Origin of the sequence: Polaromonas sp. (assembly GCF_013817205.1) — a bacterium.
GTDB lineage: Bacteria > Pseudomonadota > Gammaproteobacteria > Burkholderiales > Burkholderiaceae_C > Polaromonas.
Genome location: NZ_JACDDD010000080.1, coordinates 1 through 17,749 on the forward strand (window position 1 = coordinate 1; position 17,749 = coordinate 17,749).

17 protein-coding genes and 1 pseudogene are annotated in these 17,749 nt (G+C 62.5%); 12 read left to right on the forward strand and 6 right to left on the reverse strand.

Annotated features, from left to right (window positions below):
* Positions 1-35: 35 nt before the first annotated feature.
* A complete protein-coding gene (locus tag H0W47_RS15465; protein WP_296925981.1) occupies positions 36-1,004 on the reverse strand; it encodes a GlxA family transcriptional regulator in 969 nt (322 codons plus the stop codon).
* 115 nt (positions 1,005-1,119) lie between these two features.
* Between H0W47_RS15465 and H0W47_RS15470 the strand changes: the two genes are divergently transcribed.
* Complete coding sequence (locus H0W47_RS15470; RefSeq protein WP_296925983.1) at positions 1,120-1,977, forward strand: dienelactone hydrolase family protein; 858 nt, start codon at positions 1,120-1,122, stop codon at positions 1,975-1,977.
* Between the two features lie 81 nt (positions 1,978-2,058).
* Here the strand turns inward: H0W47_RS15470 and bfr are convergent, their stop codons facing one another.
* The 3 genes from bfr to ahpC form a co-directional block, all read right to left on the reverse strand.
* Positions 2,059-2,535, reverse strand: coding sequence for a bacterioferritin (bfr, locus tag H0W47_RS15475; protein WP_296925985.1), 477 nt, complete (start codon positions 2,533-2,535; stop codon positions 2,059-2,061).
* Between the two features lie 185 nt (positions 2,536-2,720).
* Complete coding sequence (gene ahpF / locus H0W47_RS15480; protein ID WP_296925987.1) at positions 2,721-4,292, reverse strand: alkyl hydroperoxide reductase subunit F; 1,572 nt, start codon at positions 4,290-4,292, stop codon at positions 2,721-2,723.
* Positions 4,293-4,401: 109 nt separating this feature from the next.
* The gene (gene ahpC, locus H0W47_RS15485; protein WP_296925989.1) at positions 4,402-4,965 is read right to left on the reverse strand and encodes an alkyl hydroperoxide reductase subunit C; all 564 of its coding nucleotides are present in this window, start codon (positions 4,963-4,965) and stop codon (positions 4,402-4,404) included.
* Between the two features lie 415 nt (positions 4,966-5,380).
* On the opposite strand from ahpC, the gene H0W47_RS15490 reads away from it, so the two are divergent.
* From H0W47_RS15490 to H0W47_RS15500, 3 genes are read left to right on the forward strand one after another with little or no spacing between them, the layout of a single operon-like run.
* Entirely contained in the window at positions 5,381-7,129 is a 1,749-nt protein-coding gene (locus H0W47_RS15490) for a TonB-dependent receptor plug domain-containing protein (protein ID WP_296925991.1), read from the forward strand.
* Positions 7,126-8,187 carry an iron ABC transporter permease gene (locus H0W47_RS15495; protein WP_296925992.1) on the forward strand — a complete coding sequence of 354 codons (1,062 nt, stop codon included), beginning with the start codon at positions 7,126-7,128 and terminating at the stop codon, positions 8,185-8,187. The genes H0W47_RS15490 and H0W47_RS15495 overlap by 4 nt, the downstream gene beginning before the upstream one ends.
* Positions 8,184-9,095 (forward strand): heme ABC transporter ATP-binding protein, encoded by a 912-nt coding sequence (locus H0W47_RS15500; protein ID WP_296925994.1) that lies wholly within the window; start codon positions 8,184-8,186, stop codon positions 9,093-9,095. Before H0W47_RS15495 ends, H0W47_RS15500 begins: the two co-directional genes overlap by 4 nt.
* A gap of 14 nt (positions 9,096-9,109) precedes the next feature.
* Here H0W47_RS15500 and H0W47_RS15505 read toward each other — a convergent pair whose 3' ends face one another.
* The gene (locus tag H0W47_RS15505) at positions 9,110-9,868 is read right to left on the reverse strand and encodes a TOBE domain-containing protein (protein ID WP_296925996.1); all 759 of its coding nucleotides are present in this window, start codon (positions 9,866-9,868) and stop codon (positions 9,110-9,112) included.
* Between the two features lie 103 nt (positions 9,869-9,971).
* On the opposite strand from H0W47_RS15505, the gene modA reads away from it, so the two are divergent.
* The 3 genes from modA to modC are packed head-to-tail and all read left to right on the forward strand — an operon-like array spanning position 9,972 to position 12,497.
* The gene (modA, locus tag H0W47_RS15510) at positions 9,972-10,733 is read left to right on the forward strand and encodes a molybdate ABC transporter substrate-binding protein (RefSeq protein WP_296925998.1); all 762 of its coding nucleotides are present in this window, start codon (positions 9,972-9,974) and stop codon (positions 10,731-10,733) included.
* Between the two features lies 1 nt (position 10,734).
* On the forward strand, positions 10,735-11,424 hold the full coding sequence (gene modB, locus H0W47_RS15515; protein WP_296926000.1) for a molybdate ABC transporter permease subunit: 690 nt from the start codon (positions 10,735-10,737) through the stop codon (positions 11,422-11,424).
* Positions 11,421-12,497 (forward strand): molybdenum ABC transporter ATP-binding protein, encoded by a 1,077-nt coding sequence (gene modC, locus H0W47_RS15520; protein WP_296926002.1) that lies wholly within the window; start codon positions 11,421-11,423, stop codon positions 12,495-12,497. Before modB ends, modC begins: the two co-directional genes overlap by 4 nt.
* 187 nt (positions 12,498-12,684) lie before the next feature.
* Here modC and H0W47_RS15525 read toward each other — a convergent pair whose 3' ends face one another.
* Positions 12,685-13,506 (reverse strand): pyruvate, water dikinase regulatory protein, encoded by an 822-nt coding sequence (locus tag H0W47_RS15525; RefSeq protein ID WP_296926004.1) that lies wholly within the window; start codon positions 13,504-13,506, stop codon positions 12,685-12,687.
* Positions 13,507-13,685: 179 nt separating this feature from the next.
* On the opposite strand from H0W47_RS15525, the gene ppsA reads away from it, so the two are divergent.
* The 5 genes and pseudogenes from ppsA to H0W47_RS15550 all read left to right on the forward strand — a co-directional run.
* Entirely contained in the window at positions 13,686-16,094 is a 2,409-nt protein-coding gene (ppsA, locus tag H0W47_RS15530; RefSeq protein WP_296926006.1) for a phosphoenolpyruvate synthase, read from the forward strand.
* Positions 16,095-16,242: 148 nt separating this feature from the next.
* Positions 16,243-16,539, forward strand: coding sequence for a hypothetical protein (locus tag H0W47_RS15535; RefSeq protein ID WP_296926008.1), 297 nt, complete (start codon positions 16,243-16,245; stop codon positions 16,537-16,539).
* On the forward strand, positions 16,536-17,114 hold the full coding sequence (locus tag H0W47_RS15540) for a tetratricopeptide repeat protein (RefSeq protein WP_296926010.1): 579 nt from the start codon (positions 16,536-16,538) through the stop codon (positions 17,112-17,114). The genes H0W47_RS15535 and H0W47_RS15540 overlap by 4 nt, the downstream gene beginning before the upstream one ends.
* A 139-nt stretch (positions 17,115-17,253) precedes the next feature.
* Complete coding sequence (locus tag H0W47_RS15545) at positions 17,254-17,514, forward strand: DUF4212 domain-containing protein (RefSeq protein WP_296926012.1); 261 nt, start codon at positions 17,254-17,256, stop codon at positions 17,512-17,514.
* A 2-nt stretch (positions 17,515-17,516) separates the two neighbouring features.
* A pseudogene (locus tag H0W47_RS15550) lies at positions 17,517-17,749 on the forward strand (cation acetate symporter); the annotation flags it as partial.

The following is a 17,749-nucleotide window of genomic DNA, read 5'->3' on the forward strand; positions in this document are numbered from 1 at the left end:
TTTGAAGGGTATCGGCATCATCATGGCTCAGGGTGTCAGAGCGCGGGCCTGCACCGGCTGGGCTGGGTGCCCGCCTTGCGCATCAGGCGCCGCAGTGCAGTGGAATCTTGGTAACCCACCTGTCCGGCCACCCGCTCGATGCTCATCCGGCTCGATTCAATCAGCATCCGGGCCCGGTTGAGCCGCACACTTTGCACCAGCGCCATGGTGCTTTTGCCAGTGGCCTCCCGCACATGCCGCGAAAGCGTCCTCTGGGACATGGCAAATTCCTGCGCCAGAGCCTCCACGCGGGGCGCGTTCGGCAGGGCAGATTCGATGCGCGCCACCAGCCGTGCCACCAGCTCGTTCCCGTTGGAGAGCATCCGCGGCACCACGTAGGGAGACTGGGCCTGCCTCCCGTCGATCAGCAGGATGCGCCCCACGGCATCTGCCAGGGCAGGGCCAAAACGCACGCGAAGCAGATGCAGCATCAGGTCGGTTTGCGCAAATGCAGCGCCTGCTGTGCTGACGGCGCCGTCGGCGCAAACCATCCTGTCGGCGTCAACCGTGCAGCGCGGCTCGAGCCGCTGCAACTCGGCGGCCAGCCACCAGGAGGTGGTGACGCGGCGCCCGTCCAGCAGGCCGGCCGCCTGCAGCAGGAACACCGCGGAGCAGGATGCCGCCACTTGGCCGGCTGAAGCCGCATGGGCGGCAAGGGCCGCAATGGCTTGCTGCGCCTGCGGTGCTGCCAGCCCGGTCGCGATGGCATTGGCATTGTCCAGACCCAGGCCAGGCACGATCCAGGTTGCCGCGTCGGGCCGATGCCGCTTGGGCAGGGGCGTCGTTATGACCTGCATCCCGCTGCTCAGGAGAACGGCACCGCCCGATGGCGACACGATGCGCCAGCGCGGACAGGGCAGCTTCAGGCGCGGCGCCAGTGCCGAAGCAGCCTGCAGCACATCCAGTGTCGCAGCCACGCTGGTGGCATAGGCGCCGCGCAAAACAAGAATGGTGAAATCCGTCATTGGCTGAAAACGCACTAATACTGTCGAAATCGAAATCGACACTCGCAGTCTAGCGGCTTGCTGCGTCTAATGCATGCATCCCATCACCAGAAGACCAAGGCAGAAGATGCAGAGCATGACCCGACGCAGCATGAAGGAAGACGATGCGCTTGAAGACTTCGAACCCCGCGAGATCACTCTCGATGGTGTGACGAAGAAGGTGTACGTGGGCAAAAACACCGGCCCGGGCCCGGCGGTGATTGTAATGACCGAGATGCCGGGCATCAGCCCGCACGTTGCACGGTTTGCCCGCTGGGTGCGCGATGCAGGTTTTACCGTCTACATGCCTTCGCTCTTCGGGCGGGATGGTGCGGTTCCGGGGGCAGAGGAAGGGGTGGCGGTCTACCAGCGCGCCTGCATCAGCGCCGAGTTCCGCGCCTTTGCCGGCAAGGACGGCACCGATGCCTCCAGCCCGGTGACCCTCTGGCTCAGGGCGCTGGCAAGGGTGGCGCACCAGGAATGCGGCGGCCCCGGTGTCGGCGCCATCGGCATGTGCTGGACCGGCAACTTTGCACTTTCGATGATGCTGGAGCCCGCCATGCTCGCGCCCGTGCTGTGCCAGCCGACACTGCCGCTGAACAACCCGGGTGGCATCGAAATTTCGCCGGAAGAAGTGGCGGCGGTGCGGCAGCGGCTGGACCGGGAAAACCTCACGGTGCTGGCTTACCGTTTTGAAGGCGACAAATTCTGCCGTGCCCAGCGTTTTGCGGCTTACACCGAGGCACTGGGTGACCGCTTCGAGCCGCGGGTACTGCCAGACCAGGCCGCGAACGCGGACGTGCCGCCTTTTTTTGCGCAGCATGTGACAACACCCCACAGCGTGGTGACAGCCCACCTGATCGACGAGGCGGGGCAACCCACACTGGCGGCAAGGGATGAAATTCTTGGCTTTTTCACCCGGCGCCTGGTCGGGCAGATGCCAGCGCCGGACTGAAGCGCCAGCAGCAATCCGCAATGGCGGGCATAAAAAAACGGGGCCAGGCCCCGTTTTACCGTGTACCCAAATACGGCAGCTTCAGCTCAACTCACCCATCTGACTTTGCAGGTAGTTCTGGATGCCGACTTTGCCAATCAGCTCGATCTGGGTTTCCAGGAAGTCGATGTGCTCTTCGGTGTCGTCGAGAATTTCCTGGAGCAGGTCGCGCGAGACATAGTCACGCACGCTTTCGCAGTGGGCTATACCGTCCTTGATGGTGGTCTGGGCACCGGTTTCGGACTGCAGGTCGCAGTTGAGGGCCTCTGGCACGTCCTCGCCAATCATCAGTTTGCCGAGGTCCTGCAGATTGGGCAGGCCGTCGAGCATGAAGATGCGGTCCATCAGCTTGTCGGCGTGTTTCATCTCGCCGATGGATTCCTCGTATTCCTTCTTGGCCAGCTTGTCCAGGCCCCAGTGCTTGTACATGCGGTAGTGCACGAAGTACTGGTTGATGGCCGTGAGCTCATTCTTGAGCTGGGCCTGCAGGTGGGTGATGACTTGTGCGTCGCCTTTCATGGCATTCCTCTTGTGTTTATGGTTTGAATGCGGTGATTGTCGCCGCACCAAGCCCTCAACTCAAGCATTCCCATGCGCGCGCGGTCTGCTTGCGTGTGAGTGTGATAACTGTTCGTATTGCGGCTGGCTCCGGCGCAAAAAAAACCCGCCATCGGCGGGCTTTGGAGGGCAGGGCCTGTGCCCCTTCAGTGCGCCGTAGCGGGACTGCGAATCAGGTAGTCAAACGCGCCAAGTGCGGCCTTGGCGCCGTCACCGGCCGCAATGATGATCTGCTTGAAGGGCACGGTGGTCGCGTCACCGGCTGCAAACACACCGGGCACCGAGGTCTGGCCCCTGGCATCCACAACGATCTCGCCGTGTTTGGACAGCTCGACCACGCCCTTGAGCCAGTCGGTGTTGGGGATCAAACCGATCTGAATAAACACGCCTTCGAGTGCAACGGTTTTGAGCTCGCCGCTGGTCCGGTCTTTGTAAACCAGGCCATTGACCTTCTGGCCGCCTGTGATCTCGATGGTCTGTGCGTTGGTGAACACGTCGACGTTTTTCAGGCTTTCGAGCTTGCGCTGCAGCACCGCGTCGGCGCGTAGCGCGGTGTCGAACTCGATCAGCGTCACATGGCCGACGATGCCGGCAAGGTCAATCGCCGCTTCCACACCCGAGTTGCCACCACCGATGACAGCAACGCGTTTGCCCTTGAACAGCGGGCCGTCGCAATGGGGGCAGTAGGCCACGCCCTTGTTTTTGAACTCATGCTCGCCGGGCACGTTGATGTTGCGCCAGCGCGCGCCGGTGGAAATGATGACCGACTTGCTTTTGAGCGAGGCGCCGCTTTCCAACTGAATTTCGATCAGGTCTTTGCCCGGCCCGGCTTGCGTCACCAGCGCCTTGGCGCGTTGCAGGTTCATGATGTCCACGTCGTAGTTGCGCACGTGTTCTTCCAGCGCGTGGGCAAATTTTGGGCCTTCGGTTTCCTTGATGGAGATGAAGTTTTCAATGCCCAGGGTGTCCAGCACCTGACCGCCGAAGCGCTCGGAGGCTACGCCGGTGCGTATGCCCTTGCGTGCGGCGTACACAGCTGCGGCCGCGCCGGCCGGGCCGCCACCGACGATCAGCACATCGAACGGGGCCTTGGCATCGATTTTTTTGGCCTCGCGTTCGACACCGCTGGTGTCAACCTTGGCCAGAATTTCTTCCAGGCTCATGCGGCCGTTGCCGAACATGCTGCCGTTCAGGAAGACCGTGGGCACGCCCATGATCTCGCGTTCCTTGATTTCGTCCTGGAAGGTGCCGCCTTCGATCATGGTGGCCCGGATGCGCGGGTTCTGCACCGCCATCAGGTTCAGCGCCTGCACGGCGTCAGGGCAGTTGTGGCAGGTCAGCGAGACATACACCTCGAACTCAAGGTCGCGATCCAGCGCGCGAATCTGCTCAAGGATGGCCTGCTCCACCTTGGGCGGGTAGCCGCCAATCTGCAGCAGCGCCAGAATCAACGAGGTGAATTCATGGCCCATGGGCAGGCCAGCAAAACGCGGGCCGTGGTTCTCGCCGGGGCGGTTAATGGAAAACGAGGGCTTGCGGTGCGGGTCGTCGCGGCTTTCGGACAGCTTGACCAGCGGCGACGAATCGGCCACGTCCTTCAGCAGCGACAGCACTTCGCCAGAGGCCTCGCTCTCGTCCAGTGACGCAACGATTTCGATGGGCGCGGTAGCGCGTTCGAGATAACTTTTCAGTTGGGCTTTGGTGGCGTCGTCAAGCATGGCGGACTCACTTTCAATTTCAAATGGGAACAAAAAAGCCCGGGACGGCACACGTATGTGCCGGGGCCCGGGCCTTTGTTAACAAGGCAGCAGGGCGTTTGGCCTGTTTTTAGATCTTGCCAACAAGGTCAATAGACGGGGCGATGGTCTTGGCGCCTTCGTTCCATTTCGCGGGGCAAACCTGGCCGGGGTGGGCTGCGGTGTACTGAGCAGCTTTGAGCTTGCGCAGGGTCTCCTTGACATCGCGTGCGATTTCGTTGGAATGCACCTCAGCGGTTTTGATCATGCCTTCGGGGTCGATCACGAAAGTGCCGCGCAGTGCCAGGCCTTCTTCTGGAATGAACACGTCGAATGCCTTGGTCAAAGCGTGGGTTGGGTCCCCCACCAGGGGAAACTTGGCCTTGCCGACGGCTGGCGAGGTTTCATGCCAGACCTTGTGCGAGAAATGCGTGTCAGTGGTCACGATGTAGACCTCGGCGCCGGCTTTCTGGAATTCGGCGTAGTTGTCGGCAGCGTCTTCCACTTCGGTCGGGCAGTTGAATGTGAACGCGGCCGGCATGAAGATCAGGACCGACCATTTGCCCTTCAGCGATTCGTTGGACACGTCAATGAACTTGCCATTGTGAAAAGCCTGGGTTTTGAAAGGTTGGACTTGGGTGTTGATCAGGGACATTTGGGAGGCTTTCTTTAGGTTGTTGAAGGGCTGAACTGGCCAGCGAATCGATAGTATATCACTCATAATGCCTTTATTGTGATAGATAAAAACTATAAACGATACGGGCTTATAGCTATGCATCCTTGGCGTCTTCAGCTCGGTCGCGCCTCTTTCAAATTTTGTTCGCAAATAGTTGCAAATGCGAACCATTCGCATATACTGCTGGCTTCCCAGAGCCAGCAACAAGCCGCGTGCCCACAGGCCAACGCAGCAGCAGCAAGCCCTCCAATCTCCAACTTGGGCTCGCATGTTCGCTACAAATCCCTTTCCACTCTTCGCGAAGCGCGAAATTTCCGTGCTTGTCGGCCTCGCCTGTTGTGCAGGTTTTGCAGCACAGGCTCAAACGACTGCTTCTGCGCCCCGACCTGTGGCGGTGCTGAAAGAAGTTGTCATCAGCGGCTCGCGCCATGAGCAGTCCCCCGACGCCATTGCGCAGACCATTGACGTGATCAATGCCGCCGACATTGAGCAGGGCCAGATTCGCGACATTCGCGACGCCGTCAGAAACATTCCCAACGTGTCGGTGCGCCGCGCGCCCGCGCGGTTTGGGCTGGCGCAGGGGGACACCGGCCGCGAAGGCAACGCCGGCTTCAATATCCGCGGGCTTGATGGCAACCGCGTGTTGATGATGGTGGACGGTATCCGCATCCCGCGGAGTTACGCCTTCAGCCCCAACTCCTTTGGTCGTGACAGCGTGTCCATCGACCTGGTCAAGCGCATTGAAATTGTCAAAGGCCCGGCCTCTGCGCTGTATGGCTCCGACGGTATTGCCGGTCTGGTCAATTTCATTACCCACGAGCCGGACGATTACCTGAGAGACGACAAGTCCCTGGGTGGGCGCGCGTCCGTTGGCTACAGCGGTGACAACAACGAAACCGCCATCAGCGGCACTGTCGCCGGGCGCGCCAATGAGACGTTGGCGTGGCAGCTGAGCGTTGCCACCAGCAAGGGCAGTGAGCTGGAGAACCGGGGCGACAACAACGGCACCGGCTTTAAGCGCACCGTCCCCAATCCTCAGTCAGACAAGACCCATTCGATGTTGGCCAAGGTTGTACTGAACCCAAACTCTTCGCAAAAACACGTCTTCACCTTTGAGCACGTCGACAAGGCCAACAACTATGAGCTGCTCACGGCGTGGTCTGCCGCGGTGCTGAACGCAAGCTCATCCGGAAAGATGGAGCGTGAGCGCCTGACCTGGGCCGCGAACTACAAAGCGGAGACGGCGCTCAGCGACAACATCCAGACCGTGCTCAGCTACCAGAACGCAAAATCCCGCGACTACACATTTGAAAGACGTACGGCGCTGCCGCAAAACCGCGTGCGCGATACGACTTACGCCGAGCGCACCCTGCAGGCCAGCATTCAGGCGGACAAGACATTCCGCATGGCTGGGGACACCCTTCAGAAAATCACCTACGGCTTGGACCACACCAGCGCAAAAATCGAGAACCTGCAAACCGGCCTGGTGCCCCCCGCAGGCGAAACCTTCCCGCTCAAGCCCGATGCGGTGATTGGCACCACAGAGGCCGGCCCTCATGTGGTGATGGACCAGGTTCGCAGCGCGGGTGTCAAGGTGGAGTTGGTGGAGGCCGACCACAGCTGGGCGGAAGTGCAGCGCAAGGTTGCCGCTGTGGGTCGGGCGACGTCTCGCACGGCGCAGGCCACCGCGCTGCAGGCCAAGCTGGACACCCAATGGGCAGAAGTGATGGCTGCCGTGGCGCGCAAGAGCGGGCGCAAGCCGCGTGCGGTGTTTATCCTCAGCCACTCTGGTTCACCGCAAGTGGCGGGTGAAAAAACCGCCGCACACGCCATGATGAATTTTGCGGGCTTGCAAAACGCCTTGATCACGCCGGGAGGCTCCAGCAACTTCAGCGGCTACCGCGCCATGACGCCCGAGGCGCTGGTGTCGGCAGCGCCAGACGTGATTGTCACCACCACACAAGGCGTGGAAGCCATTGGCGGGCTTGACAAATTCTGGCAACGTCCGGGGCTGGAGCTCACGCCTGCGTACAAGCGCCGTGCGGTGGTGGCGCTCGATGCGCTCTTTCTCATGGGCTTTGGCCCACGGCTTCCTTTGGCCGTTGCGGAGCTACACCGCGCAAGCGTGAAAGCCAGTGCATGACGGCGACCGCCTTGCGCCGAGACCACCGGCGCTGGCCTGCCGCCGCAGTGCTGGGTGCCGGGGTGCTGCTGCTTGTTATCAGTTTTATAGCTGGCAGCGCACGCGGTGCCTACGCTATCAGCCCGTTTCAGCTATGGAATGTCCTGGTAGACATGCTGGCTGGCAGTGCCCAGCCGACGCCAGAGCATCTGGTCTTCATGAGCATTCGCTTGCCACGGCTCTTGTTGGGTGCAGCGGCAGGCGCGGCGCTGGGCATGTCGGGCGCGCTGATGCAGGGCCTGTTTCGCAACCCGCTGGCCGACCCTGGACTGATTGGCGTCAGCAGCGGTGCTGCGCTGGCCGCTGGCGTGACCATTGTGCTGGGCAGCCTTTGGTTTCCCGACATGCCGCGCACATTGGGCAGCTGGACGCTGGTGGCCACCGCCTTCGCGGGCAGTCTGCTGGTCACAGTGCTGGTCTATGCCATGTCACAGCAAGACGGCGCCACACGCGTCGGGGTCATGCTGCTGGCCGGCATTGCCATCAACGCGCTGGCCGGCGCGGGTTTGGGCTACCTGACTTTTCTGGCCAGCGATGAGCAACTGCGCAGCCTGCAGTTCTGGTTGCTCGGCAGCCTGGGCGGGGCGCGCTGGAGCGCGGTGGGGCTGGTGTCTGCGGTGGTGGGGGTTGCGGTCGGTGCGGGCCTCACGTTGGCGCGACCCTTGAACGCGATCGCGCTGGGCGAGGCGCAGGCCGCCCTGCTGGGCGTGCCGGTGGAGCGGGTCAAACGTTTTGCCGTGCTGGTGACAGCACTGGCGGTGGGCGCGGTCACGGCGACCACCGGCATCATCGGTTTTGTCGGACTGGTCGCGCCGCATTGTGTGCGCTTGGTGGCCGGGCCCGATCACCGCATCGTGCTGCCCGGCTCGGCGCTGCTGGGTGCGGCGCTGGTGCTGGTGGCCGACGCCTTTGCACGCACCGTAGTCAACCCGGCGGAATTGCCGCTGGGTGTGTTGACGGCGTTTGTCGGTGTGCCGTTTTTCTTGTTGTTGCTACGGCATTTCAAGGGGCGCCTGTGAACGCCCGCCACTTCGCCGATTTTTCAGACGGCGTGCTCGAAGCCATCGGCGCCAGGGTGGTCATGCCCGGCAAGACCCTGCTGCAGGACGCCTCAGCCCGCTTCATGGCCGGGCAGGTGACGGCCATCCTTGGCCCCAACGGCGCCGGCAAGTCCACGCTGCTGTCGCTGCTGACGGGCCAGCGCGCGCCGGGAAGCGGCCTAGTTCGCCTTGGAGGGCTGCCGCTCGCGGCGCACACACGCGAGAGCCTGGCTCGCACGCGGGCCTGCGTGGCGCAGGAGACGCAGGTCGCCTTTGACTTCACCGTGCAGGAGGTGGTCGACCTGGGCCGTTACCCGCACCGCCGGCGGCCCAGCCCGCAGGAGCGCGGCATCGTGCGGCAGGCCATGCAGGCCACAGCCGTGGATCATCTGGCCCATCGCGCGCTGAACACCCTGTCTGGCGGGGAAAAAGCGCGCGCGCACCTGGCCCGCGCGCTCGCCCAGGTCTGGGAGCCGATGGACGGCCAGAGGTGGTTGCTGCTGGACGAACCGACGGCTGCGCTCGATTTACAGCACCAGCACCGCATGCTGCAACTGGTGCGCGACTGGGCGTTGGGGCAGGGCGTGGGTGTGGTGGCGGTGCTGCATGACCTCAACCTCGCTTTGCGCTACAGCGATCGCTGCCTGGTGCTGCAGGACCGGCGGGTGTTCGCCAGCGGCGTGAGCAGCGAGGTGCTCACGCCGGCCTGTATCGCGCAGGTCTGGGGGGTACAGGCGCATGTGGCCAGCGCGGGCGGTGGTGCGCAGCGCGGGCTCCAGTATGTGTTCGAGCCCGGCGACGCACAGCACGCGATCCAGGACGTCACTGATAGTCAAACAAGGGTCCAACCCTTGTGTGGCAGGCGTGAGCAGCTATCAAAAATATAGCTGGCAGGTGATCGTCAGGCCGCCAGCGCAATCACCAGGGCGGACTCGTCGATCAGCGCGCTCACCGGGGTATTTGCCCGCATGCCACTGCCTGATGCTGCAAATCCCACCAACTGCAGCCCGGCGTCCAGCAACAACGACACTTCGTCGCCGGCAGCGCCGCGGCTGACGCGCTGGGCCCGGCCGGTCAGGCGCTGGCCTGCGGCGTTGCCGGCCAGATGCGGCTCCACGACCACCGCCGTGGCTTTGCAAAGCGCCAGTACGGCAAGGCCGACTTGAAGTCCCAGCAGTTCTGCGCTGGCTTTGGTGATGCGCGAGACCAGCAGCGCCTCGCCCGGCAGTTGCAGAAACACCCGCACCACCTGGCCGCTTGTTTCTAGCCTGTGGATGTGGCAGGGGAACTGGTTGCGCATGCTGGTGCGCAGGCCGATGCTCGAGACCATGCCGGCTTGTGCGGCAGCGTCTGCCATCACCTGGCGGCGCGATTCAGCCAGCCGGCTGGCGAGCGCCAGCAGTTGCCGTCCGGCATCGGTGAGCAGGGCGCCGCCGCCGCCTGCCCCGCCGACGGCCCGCTCCACCAGCACACCACCGGCCAGGTTGGTGAGCGTGTCAATCGCCTGCCAGGCGGCCTTGTAGCTGACACCGGCATCACGGGCGGCCTGCGAGATCGAGCCGCTTTCGCCGACCAGGCGCAGGATCTCTATGCGTTTGTCGGCGGGCTCGTGGCTGAGGGCGCTGCCGAAGGACAGGGCGGCGGGGGCTGTTTTTTTCATAGGGTCATTTTGGCGCGAAGCTGCTCGGGCATCGCTATTCTATTTTAGAATAGCGAAGATTTTTTGGTTCCAGTTAGGTTCTTTCTTCCTTCAGGAGTTTTTCATGCGTTCACCTGCCTCGCGCTGTTTCCATGTTCTGCTGGGTTTGCTGGTAGCTGCCCCGGTGCTGGCGGGCGATGTCCATGTGGCTGTGGCGGCCAACTTCACCGCGCCCATGAAGCTCATCGCCGCAGACTTTGAAAAAGAGACCGGCCACAAGGCCGTGCTGGCCTTCGGCGCCACCGGCAAGTTTTATGCGCAGATCACCAACGGCGCGCCCTTCGACGTTTTTCTCGCCGCCGATGACGCGACCCCGAAAAAGCTGGAGCAGGAGGGCGCCGCCGTCAGCGGCAGCCGCTTCACCTATGCCACCGGCAAGCTGGCGCTGTGGTCGGCGCGGCCTGGGCTGGTGGACGCGCAAGGCGAGGTGCTGAAAAATGGCGGTTTCAGCAAGCTGGCGATTGCCGCACCCAAAATCGCACCTTATGGGGCAGCCGCAGTAGAGACCTTGACGCGGCTGGGCCTGATGGCGGCACTGCAGCCCAAACTCGTCACTGGCGAAAGCATAGGTCAGGCCTTCAGCTTTGTGTCGACCGGCAATGCCGAACTTGGTTTTGTGGCGCTGTCGCAGGTGCTTGAAGGCGGCAAGATCAAATCGGGATCGGCCTGGATCGTGCCGGAGGGCCTGCACAGCCCAATCAGGCAGGACGCTGTGTTGCTGGTCAAAGGCAAACACAGCCCGGCGGTGCAGCAGTTCATTGACTTTCTCAAAACCGACAAGGCCAAAGCGGTGATCCGCGCTTATGGCTACCAGGCTCAGCCCTGACATGATCGACGAAGCAGCCCTCCAGGCCATCACGCTGACAGCCAAACTAGCAGCGACGACCACGGTGCTGCTGCTGCTGGCGGGAACGCCGCTGGCCTGGTGGCTGGCGCGCACGCGCTCCTGGCTCAAGGGGCCGGTCGGCGCGCTGGTCGCGTTGCCGCTGGTGCTGCCGCCTGTCGTGCTGGGCTTTTACCTGTTGGTGCTGATGGGCCCGCAGGGGCCGGTTGGCGCGCTCACGCAATCGCTGGGCTGGGGCCTGTTGCCTTTCAGTTTTACCGGGCTGGTCGTAGGGTCAGTGTTTTATTCGCTGCCTTTTGTGGTGCAGCCACTGCAAAACGCGTTCGAGGCCATGGGTGACCGTCCGCTGGAAGTAGCCGCCACCCTGCGCGCCTCGCCGCTGGATACCTTTTTGACCGTGGTGTTGCCGCTGGCGCGTCCCGCCTATTTGACCGCAGCCGTCATGGGTTTTGCCCACACGGTCGGGGAGTTTGGCATCGTGCTGATGATGGGGGGCAACATTCCGGGTCAGACGCGGGTGTTGTCGGTTCAGATTTACGACCATGTGGAGGCGCTGGAATATGCCCAGGCGCACTGGCTGGCCGGTGGGCTGCTGCTGTTTTCCTTCGTTGTGCTGCTGGCGCTGTCCCTGCTGCAGCCGGGCCGCAAGCGGCGCCAGGGGCAGGGCGCATGAGCGGCATCTCGGGCGCCTTCCGCCACCGGCTGGGGGGCTTCCTGCTGGATGTGGACTTCGCTCTCCCCGGGCGCGGCGTGACGGCGATTTTTGGGGTGTCCGGCTCGGGCAAAACCAGCTTGCTGCGCTGCATCGCCGGGCTGGAACGCGCAGGCAGCGGCCAACTGGTAGTCAACGGCGAGGTGTGGCAGGACGATGCTGGCGGCGTCTTTGTGCCGGTACATCGCCGGGCGCTGGGCTTTGTCTTTCAGGAAGCCAGCCTGTTTGCGCATCTGGACGTGCAGCGCAACCTGGCCTACGGCCGCAGCCGCGTGCCCGCAGCACAGCGCCGCGTCTCGCTGGAGCAGGCGGTCGAGCTGCTGGGTATTGCGCCGCTGATGGGTCGCCGGCCCGACACGCTGTCGGGCGGTGAGCGCCAGCGCGTGGCCATCGCCCGCGCGCTGGCCACCAGCCCGTGCCTGCTGCTGATGGACGAGCCGCTGGCCGCGCTGGACTTGCAGCGCAAGGCCGAAGTGCTGCCTTACCTTGAAAAACTGCACGCCGAGCTGGAAATTCCCGTTCTGTATGTGAGTCATGCGCCGGACGAGGTGGCGCGCCTGGCCGACCACCTGCTGCTGCTGGAGGCGGGCCGCGTGACTGCAGCCGGCCCGACGCGAGAGCTGATGACCCGGCTAGACCTGCCGCTGGCGCATGGCGACGCGGCGGCAGCGGTGCTTGCGGCCACGGTGACGCGACTGGAGCCGCAATGGCAACTCGCGCAGCTTGAATTCCCCGGCGGCCAGATCAACCTGCCCAGCCAGGCGCTGCAACCTGGCCAGCGCGTTCGGGTGCGGATCCAGGCACGCGACGTCAGCCTGAGCCTGCATCCGCAGGCGGCCAGCAGTGTGCTCAATGTGATCGCCGCCACGGTGACCGGCCTGGCCGACGACAGCCCCGGCCAGCTCATGGTCAGCCTGGAGGCTGGCGGCAGCACGCTGCTGGCGCGCATCACACGCAAGTCGGCGGCAGCACTGGCGCTGCGGCCGGGCAGCGCGGTGTATGCGCAGGTCAAGGGGGTGGCGGTGCTGGGTTGAGCCTGAATGCTATCAAATCAGGAGCTATTGGCGCACAATTGGCGGGGGCTAGAGCCATATTTGATGCATAAAACGGAATGGACGGCCCTCCGGGAGCCAGCCGCTGGGGATTTTTCAACCAAATTTGGCTGTAGCCCACGCCATTAAAGCGCGCGTAGCTATTAAAAACAGAGCAAAACGCCTTGTTTCAGTATTCCAGCCGCTCCGGCCGGATTTCCTGCAGGATGGTGGTCGCAATCTCTTCAATCGACTTGGTGGTGGTCGACAACCAGCGTATGCCTTCGCGCCGCATCATGGCTTCAGCCTCATGGATTTCGTCGCGGCAGTTCTCCAGGCTGGCGTATTTGGAGTTGGGCCGGCGTTCGTTGCGGATCTGCGCCAGCCGCTCGGCCGCAATCGTCAGGCCGAAAATCTTCTTGCGGTGCGGCACCAGGGCGGGCGGTAGCTGGCGGCGCTCGAAATCTTCCGGAATCAAGGGGTAGTTCGATGCCTTCAGCCCGTATTGCATGGCCAGGTAGAGCGAGGTCGGCGTCTTGCCACTGCGGCTGACACCGACCAGGATAACGTCCGAACCGGCCAGGTCGCGGTTGCTCTGCCCGTCGTCGTGCGCCAGCGAGAAGTTGATGGCCTCGATGCGGTCGTCGTATTCCTTGCTTTTGGACGCGTCCGAAAATCGCCCCACCCGGTGGTTGGATTTGAGCCCCAGCTCGATCTCCAGCGGCGCCACAAACATGCCGAACATGTCCAACAGCATGCCGTGGCAGGTGGCCTTGAGTACCTCCAGGATCTCCATGTTGACCAGCGTGGTGAAGACGATGGGTTTCAGGCCCTCGACCTCGGCCGTGTGGTTGATCTGGCGTATCGCCTGGTGGGCCTTGTCCACACTGTCGATGAAGGGCAGGCGCACGTGGCGAGGCTTGAACTCGAACTGCGCCAGGATGGCATTGCCAAAGGTTTCGGCCGTGATACCTGTGCCGTCGGAGATGAAAAACACGGTGCGGTTGGGCATGGGAAGAGGTCAGCTTTGTGAAAGGGCGCGGGAGGCAGCGCGGGCAGGCGGCACCCTACAATGAGGGCAATTATCCCGATATTCCCCGCCATGCCCCGCGCCAACCCATTAGCACAACAACAAGGTTACCCGCCGCGCATGCGCCACGTCCCGGTTTTTAAACCTCCCGGAGTATTTTCATGTCCAACCTTTTTGAGCCGACCGCCCTGGTCGTACCGTTTGAAAACCTGAGGATGACGGATGTCGAGGCCGTCGGCGGTAAAAACGCCAGCCTCGGCGAGATGATCTCGCAGCTGCCCACCGGCCCCAAGGGTGTGCAGGTGCCGACCGGCTTTGCCACCACCGCCCATGCCTTCCGCGCCTTTCTGGCGCATGAAGGTCTGGACACCAAAATCAACGCGCTGCTTGATGCACTCAACACCGACGACGTGCGCGCGCTGGCCGAAACCGGCAGCAAGATCCGCACGCTGGTCGAAGCCCAGCCTTTTCCGAAAGATCTTGAGCAGGCGGTGCGTGACAGCTTCGCCGCGTTGAGTGCCGGGAACGCGCAAGCGAGTTTTGCCGTGCGGTCATCGGCCACGGCCGAGGATTTGCCCGACGCGTCCTTCGCCGGCCAGCAGGAAACCTTTTTGAACGTGGTTGGCATCGAGGATGTGCTGCACAAGATGAAAGAGGTGTTTGCCTCGCTCTACAACGACCGCGCCATCAGCTATCGCGTGCACCAGGGGTTTGCCCATGCCGACGTGGCCCTGTCGGCCGGCGTGCAGCGCATGGTGCGCAGCGATCTTGGCGCCGCAGGTGTGATGTTCACCATCGACACGGAAAGTGGCTTTGAAGACGTGGTGTTCATCACCTCCAGCTACGGTCTCGGCGAAACCGTGGTGCAAGGCGCCGTGAATCCCGACGAGTTCTACGTGCACAAGCCCATGCTCAAGGCCGGCAAACGCTGCGTGATCCGCCGCAACCTCGGCTCCAAGCTGCTGCAGATGGAGTTCACCACCGCCGAGGAAAAGAAGGCCGGCGGCAAGCTGGTCAAGACCACCGACGTGCCGGCCGAGCTGCGTAACCGCTATTCGCTGAGCGATGCCGACGTCGAGCAGCTCGCGCGTTATGCCGTGATCATCGAGGACCATTACGGCCGCCCCATGGACATCGAATGGGGCAAGGACGGCACCGACGGCCAGCTTTACATTCTGCAAGCGCGACCCGAGACGGTGAAGAGCCAGTCCAAGGGCAAGGCCGAGATGCGTTACAAGCTCAAGGGCACAGGCACCGTGCTGGCCGAAGGACGCGCCATCGGCCAGAAAATCGGCACCGGCCCCGTGCGCCTCGTACACCACATCAGCGAGATGGACCAGGTCCAGCCCGGCGACGTGCTGGTCACCGACATGACCGACCCGAACTGGGAGCCGGTCATGAAGCGCGCCAGCGCCATCGTGACGAATCGCGGCGGGCGCACCTGCCACGCCGCCATCATCGCGCGTGAACTCGGCATTCCTGCCGTGGTGGGCTGCGGCGATGCGACTGAAACGCTGAGCACCGGCATGCTGGTCACCGTGAGCTGCGCTGAGGGCGATACCGGCAACATCTATGACGGACTGCTGGAAACCGAGGTCACTGAAGTGCAGCGTGGCGAGATGCCAGAGATCGACGTGAAAATCAGCATGAACGTCGGCAACCCCCAGCTGGCTTTCGACTTCTGCCAGATTCCCAACCACGGTGTCGGCCTGGCACGGCTGGAGTTTGTCATCAACAACAACATCGGCGTGCATCCCAAGGCCATCCTTGACTACCCGAATGTTGATGCCGACCTGAAAAAGGCAGTGGAGAGCGTGGCGCGCGGCCATGCCTCACCGCGTGCCTTTTATGTGGACAAGGTGGCCGAAGGTGTGGCCACCATCGCCGCCGCCTTCTGGCCCAAACCGGTGATCGTGCGCCTGTCGGACTTCAAGTCCAACGAGTACCGCAAGCTGATCGGTGGTTCGCGTTACGAGCCGGAAGAAGAGAACCCGATGCTGGGCTTTCGTGGCGCATCGCGTTACCTGAGCGCCGACTTCAGCGAGGCCTTTGCGATGGAGTGCGAGGCGCTGCGCCGCGTGCGTGACGACATGGGCCTGGTCAACGTCGAGGTTATGGTGCCTTTTGTTCGTACCCTCGGACAAGCTAAAAAGGTCACTGATCTGCTGGCCCAGCATGGCCTGAAACGTGGCGAGAAGGATTTGCGCGTGATCATGATGTGCGAGGTGCCGAGCAACGCCATCCTGGCCGACGAGTTTCTGGAATTCTTCGACGGCTTCTCGATTGGTTCGAACGACCTGACCCAGCTCACCCTGGGCCTGGACCGCGACTCGGGCATGGCCATCCTGGCCGAGGACTTCGACGAACGCGACCCGGCCGTCAAGGCCATGCTGAGCCGCGCCATCCAGGCCTGCAAACGCCAGGGCAAATACGTCGGTATCTGCGGCCAGGGCCCCAGTGACCACCCGGACTTTGCGCAGTGGCTCAAGGACGAGGGCATCAGCTCGCTGTCGCTCAATCCGGACACGGTCATTGCGACCTGGAAACAGCTCGCCAACCCTGCGGTTTAAAACTTTGGTTCCCGGCCCCTGTGCTGCGGGGCCCAAACCAAGGGAAACCCCTAGGAGGGTTTTAGCTAGGTCCGGGGGATTCCGTCAGCATTTGTAAGAAGGCGGTAAGCGCTGGGGAAACAATCAAGCCATTGTTTCCAAAGGGCCTATGCTATTTACTGTTTCCACGATCAAGCTGATAGCGGAAATCGCCTTGCTCGCGCTGTTCGGGCAATGGGTGCTGGGCCTGCTGGCCGGCGCAAAAAGAGACCAGAATCTTTTCTATCAGATCCTGCAGATCGTTGGCAAACCCTTCGTGGTCGCCGCCCGCGTGATCACCCCCAAACAAGTCATTGACCGCCACGTTCCGCTCGTGGCGTTTTTGTTGCTGCTGTTCATCTGGATAGCGGCCACCCTCATGAAAATCCGGATTTGCCTCGAAATCGGCGTGGAGTTGTGCAAATGAACAATGCTCTGGCTTACTGGTATCTGAAGATGCAGGCACTGGTGCTGCTGGTGTTCGGCAGGCAGGCTGTTGCCCTGGAAAAGTTCACCCAGATGTTGCGGGTGCGTCCTGGCGACCGTTATGCGCTGGCGAGCCGGGCCCATGTACTTGCCCAACTGGGCGACAAACACGGCGCCATTGATGCGCTGCGGGAGCTGGTAGCCCGCTTTCCCGACACTGCTGCAGCGTGGTTCAACCTCGCTTACATGCTTGAAGACGTCGGCGGTCACGCCGATGCCGAGCCCGCATTCCGCCGCGCGCTGGAGATTGAACCCAAGATGGACCGTGCCTGGTACGGTCTGGCGCTGCTGCTGATTCGCGACCGACGCTTTGACGAAGCGGTGCAGGCGCTCAAGAGAAATACAGAACTGCAACCCATGAGCCCGTTCGGCTGGTATCAGCTTGCGCGGGTTCATGTAGACAGGCAAGACCCTGATGAGGCGGTGAAGGTCATTCGCCACCTCAAAAGGTTTGAGCCCAAAGTGGCCGCCCAGCTGGAGCGCGAGACGGGACTGAGCGTTGCTCAGTCTTCCTGACCGTCAACCAACTGAGCGGGTATTTGAAGGCCAGGGTCTGAGCCCAGGCTTATAAGACGCGATCCGGCTTGCAGGCCACGCCAGGGATGGTGGTGATCGTGATGTGCCCGCAAGGGTGTTGTTGATGGAGGCAAGTGTTATGCAGTTGACTGACAACCACCGCCGTTACTGGCAAAAGAACCTGAATGTCACGGCGATCCTCATCGTGATCTGGTTCGTCGTGACGTTCGTCGTGAGTTATTACGCACGCGAATTGAGTTTCAATTTCTTTGGCTGGCCTTTCAGCTTCTGGATGGGAGCGCAGGGGGCTTTGGTGATTTACGTGGCCATCATCGGGTATTACGCCTGGTACATGGGCAAGCTCGATATTGAGCATGGCGTCCAAGAGAGCGAGGAATAATCATGGCTGGAATGTTTGGTAATGATGCCGGCACGAATACTGCCGCATCCAACGCTGCCTTCAAAAAGGGCCTGGGCAAGGTCTACAAGTGGTACACCGGGGGCTTTCTGGCCTTTGTGGTGGTGCTTGCCATCCTCGAACAGATGGGCCTGTCCCGTCAGTGGATCGGTCTGATCTTCCTGCTGGCCACCATCGGCCTGTATGCCGGCATCGGCATCATGAGCCGCACCACCGA

What these genes read in the sequence shown, in the direction of transcription:
- H0W47_RS15465 (WP_296925981.1), bottom strand. Translation starts at nt 1,004, where the DNA reads ATGACGGATTTCACCATTCTTGTTTTGCGCGGCGCCTATGCCACCAGC.
- H0W47_RS15470 (WP_296925983.1), top strand. Translation starts at nt 1,120, where the DNA reads ATGACCCGACGCAGCATGAAGGAAGACGATGCGCTTGAAGACTTCGAA.
- bfr (WP_296925985.1), bottom strand. Translation starts at nt 2,535, where the DNA reads ATGAAAGGCGACGCACAAGTCATCACCCACCTGCAGGCCCAGCTCAAG.
- ahpF (WP_296925987.1), bottom strand. Translation starts at nt 4,292, where the DNA reads ATGCTTGACGACGCCACCAAAGCCCAACTGAAAAGTTATCTCGAACGC.
- ahpC (WP_296925989.1), bottom strand. Translation starts at nt 4,965, where the DNA reads ATGTCCCTGATCAACACCCAAGTCCAACCTTTCAAAACCCAGGCTTTT.
- H0W47_RS15495 (WP_296925992.1), top strand. Translation starts at nt 7,126, where the DNA reads ATGACGGCGACCGCCTTGCGCCGAGACCACCGGCGCTGGCCTGCCGCC.
- H0W47_RS15505 (WP_296925996.1), bottom strand. Translation starts at nt 9,868, where the DNA reads ATGAAAAAAACAGCCCCCGCCGCCCTGTCCTTCGGCAGCGCCCTCAGC.
- modA (WP_296925998.1), top strand. Translation starts at nt 9,972, where the DNA reads ATGCGTTCACCTGCCTCGCGCTGTTTCCATGTTCTGCTGGGTTTGCTG.
- modB (WP_296926000.1), top strand. Translation starts at nt 10,735, where the DNA reads ATGATCGACGAAGCAGCCCTCCAGGCCATCACGCTGACAGCCAAACTA.
- modC (WP_296926002.1), top strand. Translation starts at nt 11,421, where the DNA reads ATGAGCGGCATCTCGGGCGCCTTCCGCCACCGGCTGGGGGGCTTCCTG.
- H0W47_RS15525 (WP_296926004.1), bottom strand. Translation starts at nt 13,506, where the DNA reads ATGCCCAACCGCACCGTGTTTTTCATCTCCGACGGCACAGGTATCACG.
- ppsA (WP_296926006.1), top strand. Translation starts at nt 13,686, where the DNA reads ATGTCCAACCTTTTTGAGCCGACCGCCCTGGTCGTACCGTTTGAAAAC.
- H0W47_RS15535 (WP_296926008.1), top strand. Translation starts at nt 16,243, where the DNA reads ATGCTATTTACTGTTTCCACGATCAAGCTGATAGCGGAAATCGCCTTG.
- H0W47_RS15540 (WP_296926010.1), top strand. Translation starts at nt 16,536, where the DNA reads ATGAACAATGCTCTGGCTTACTGGTATCTGAAGATGCAGGCACTGGTG.
- H0W47_RS15545 (WP_296926012.1), top strand. Translation starts at nt 17,254, where the DNA reads ATGCAGTTGACTGACAACCACCGCCGTTACTGGCAAAAGAACCTGAAT.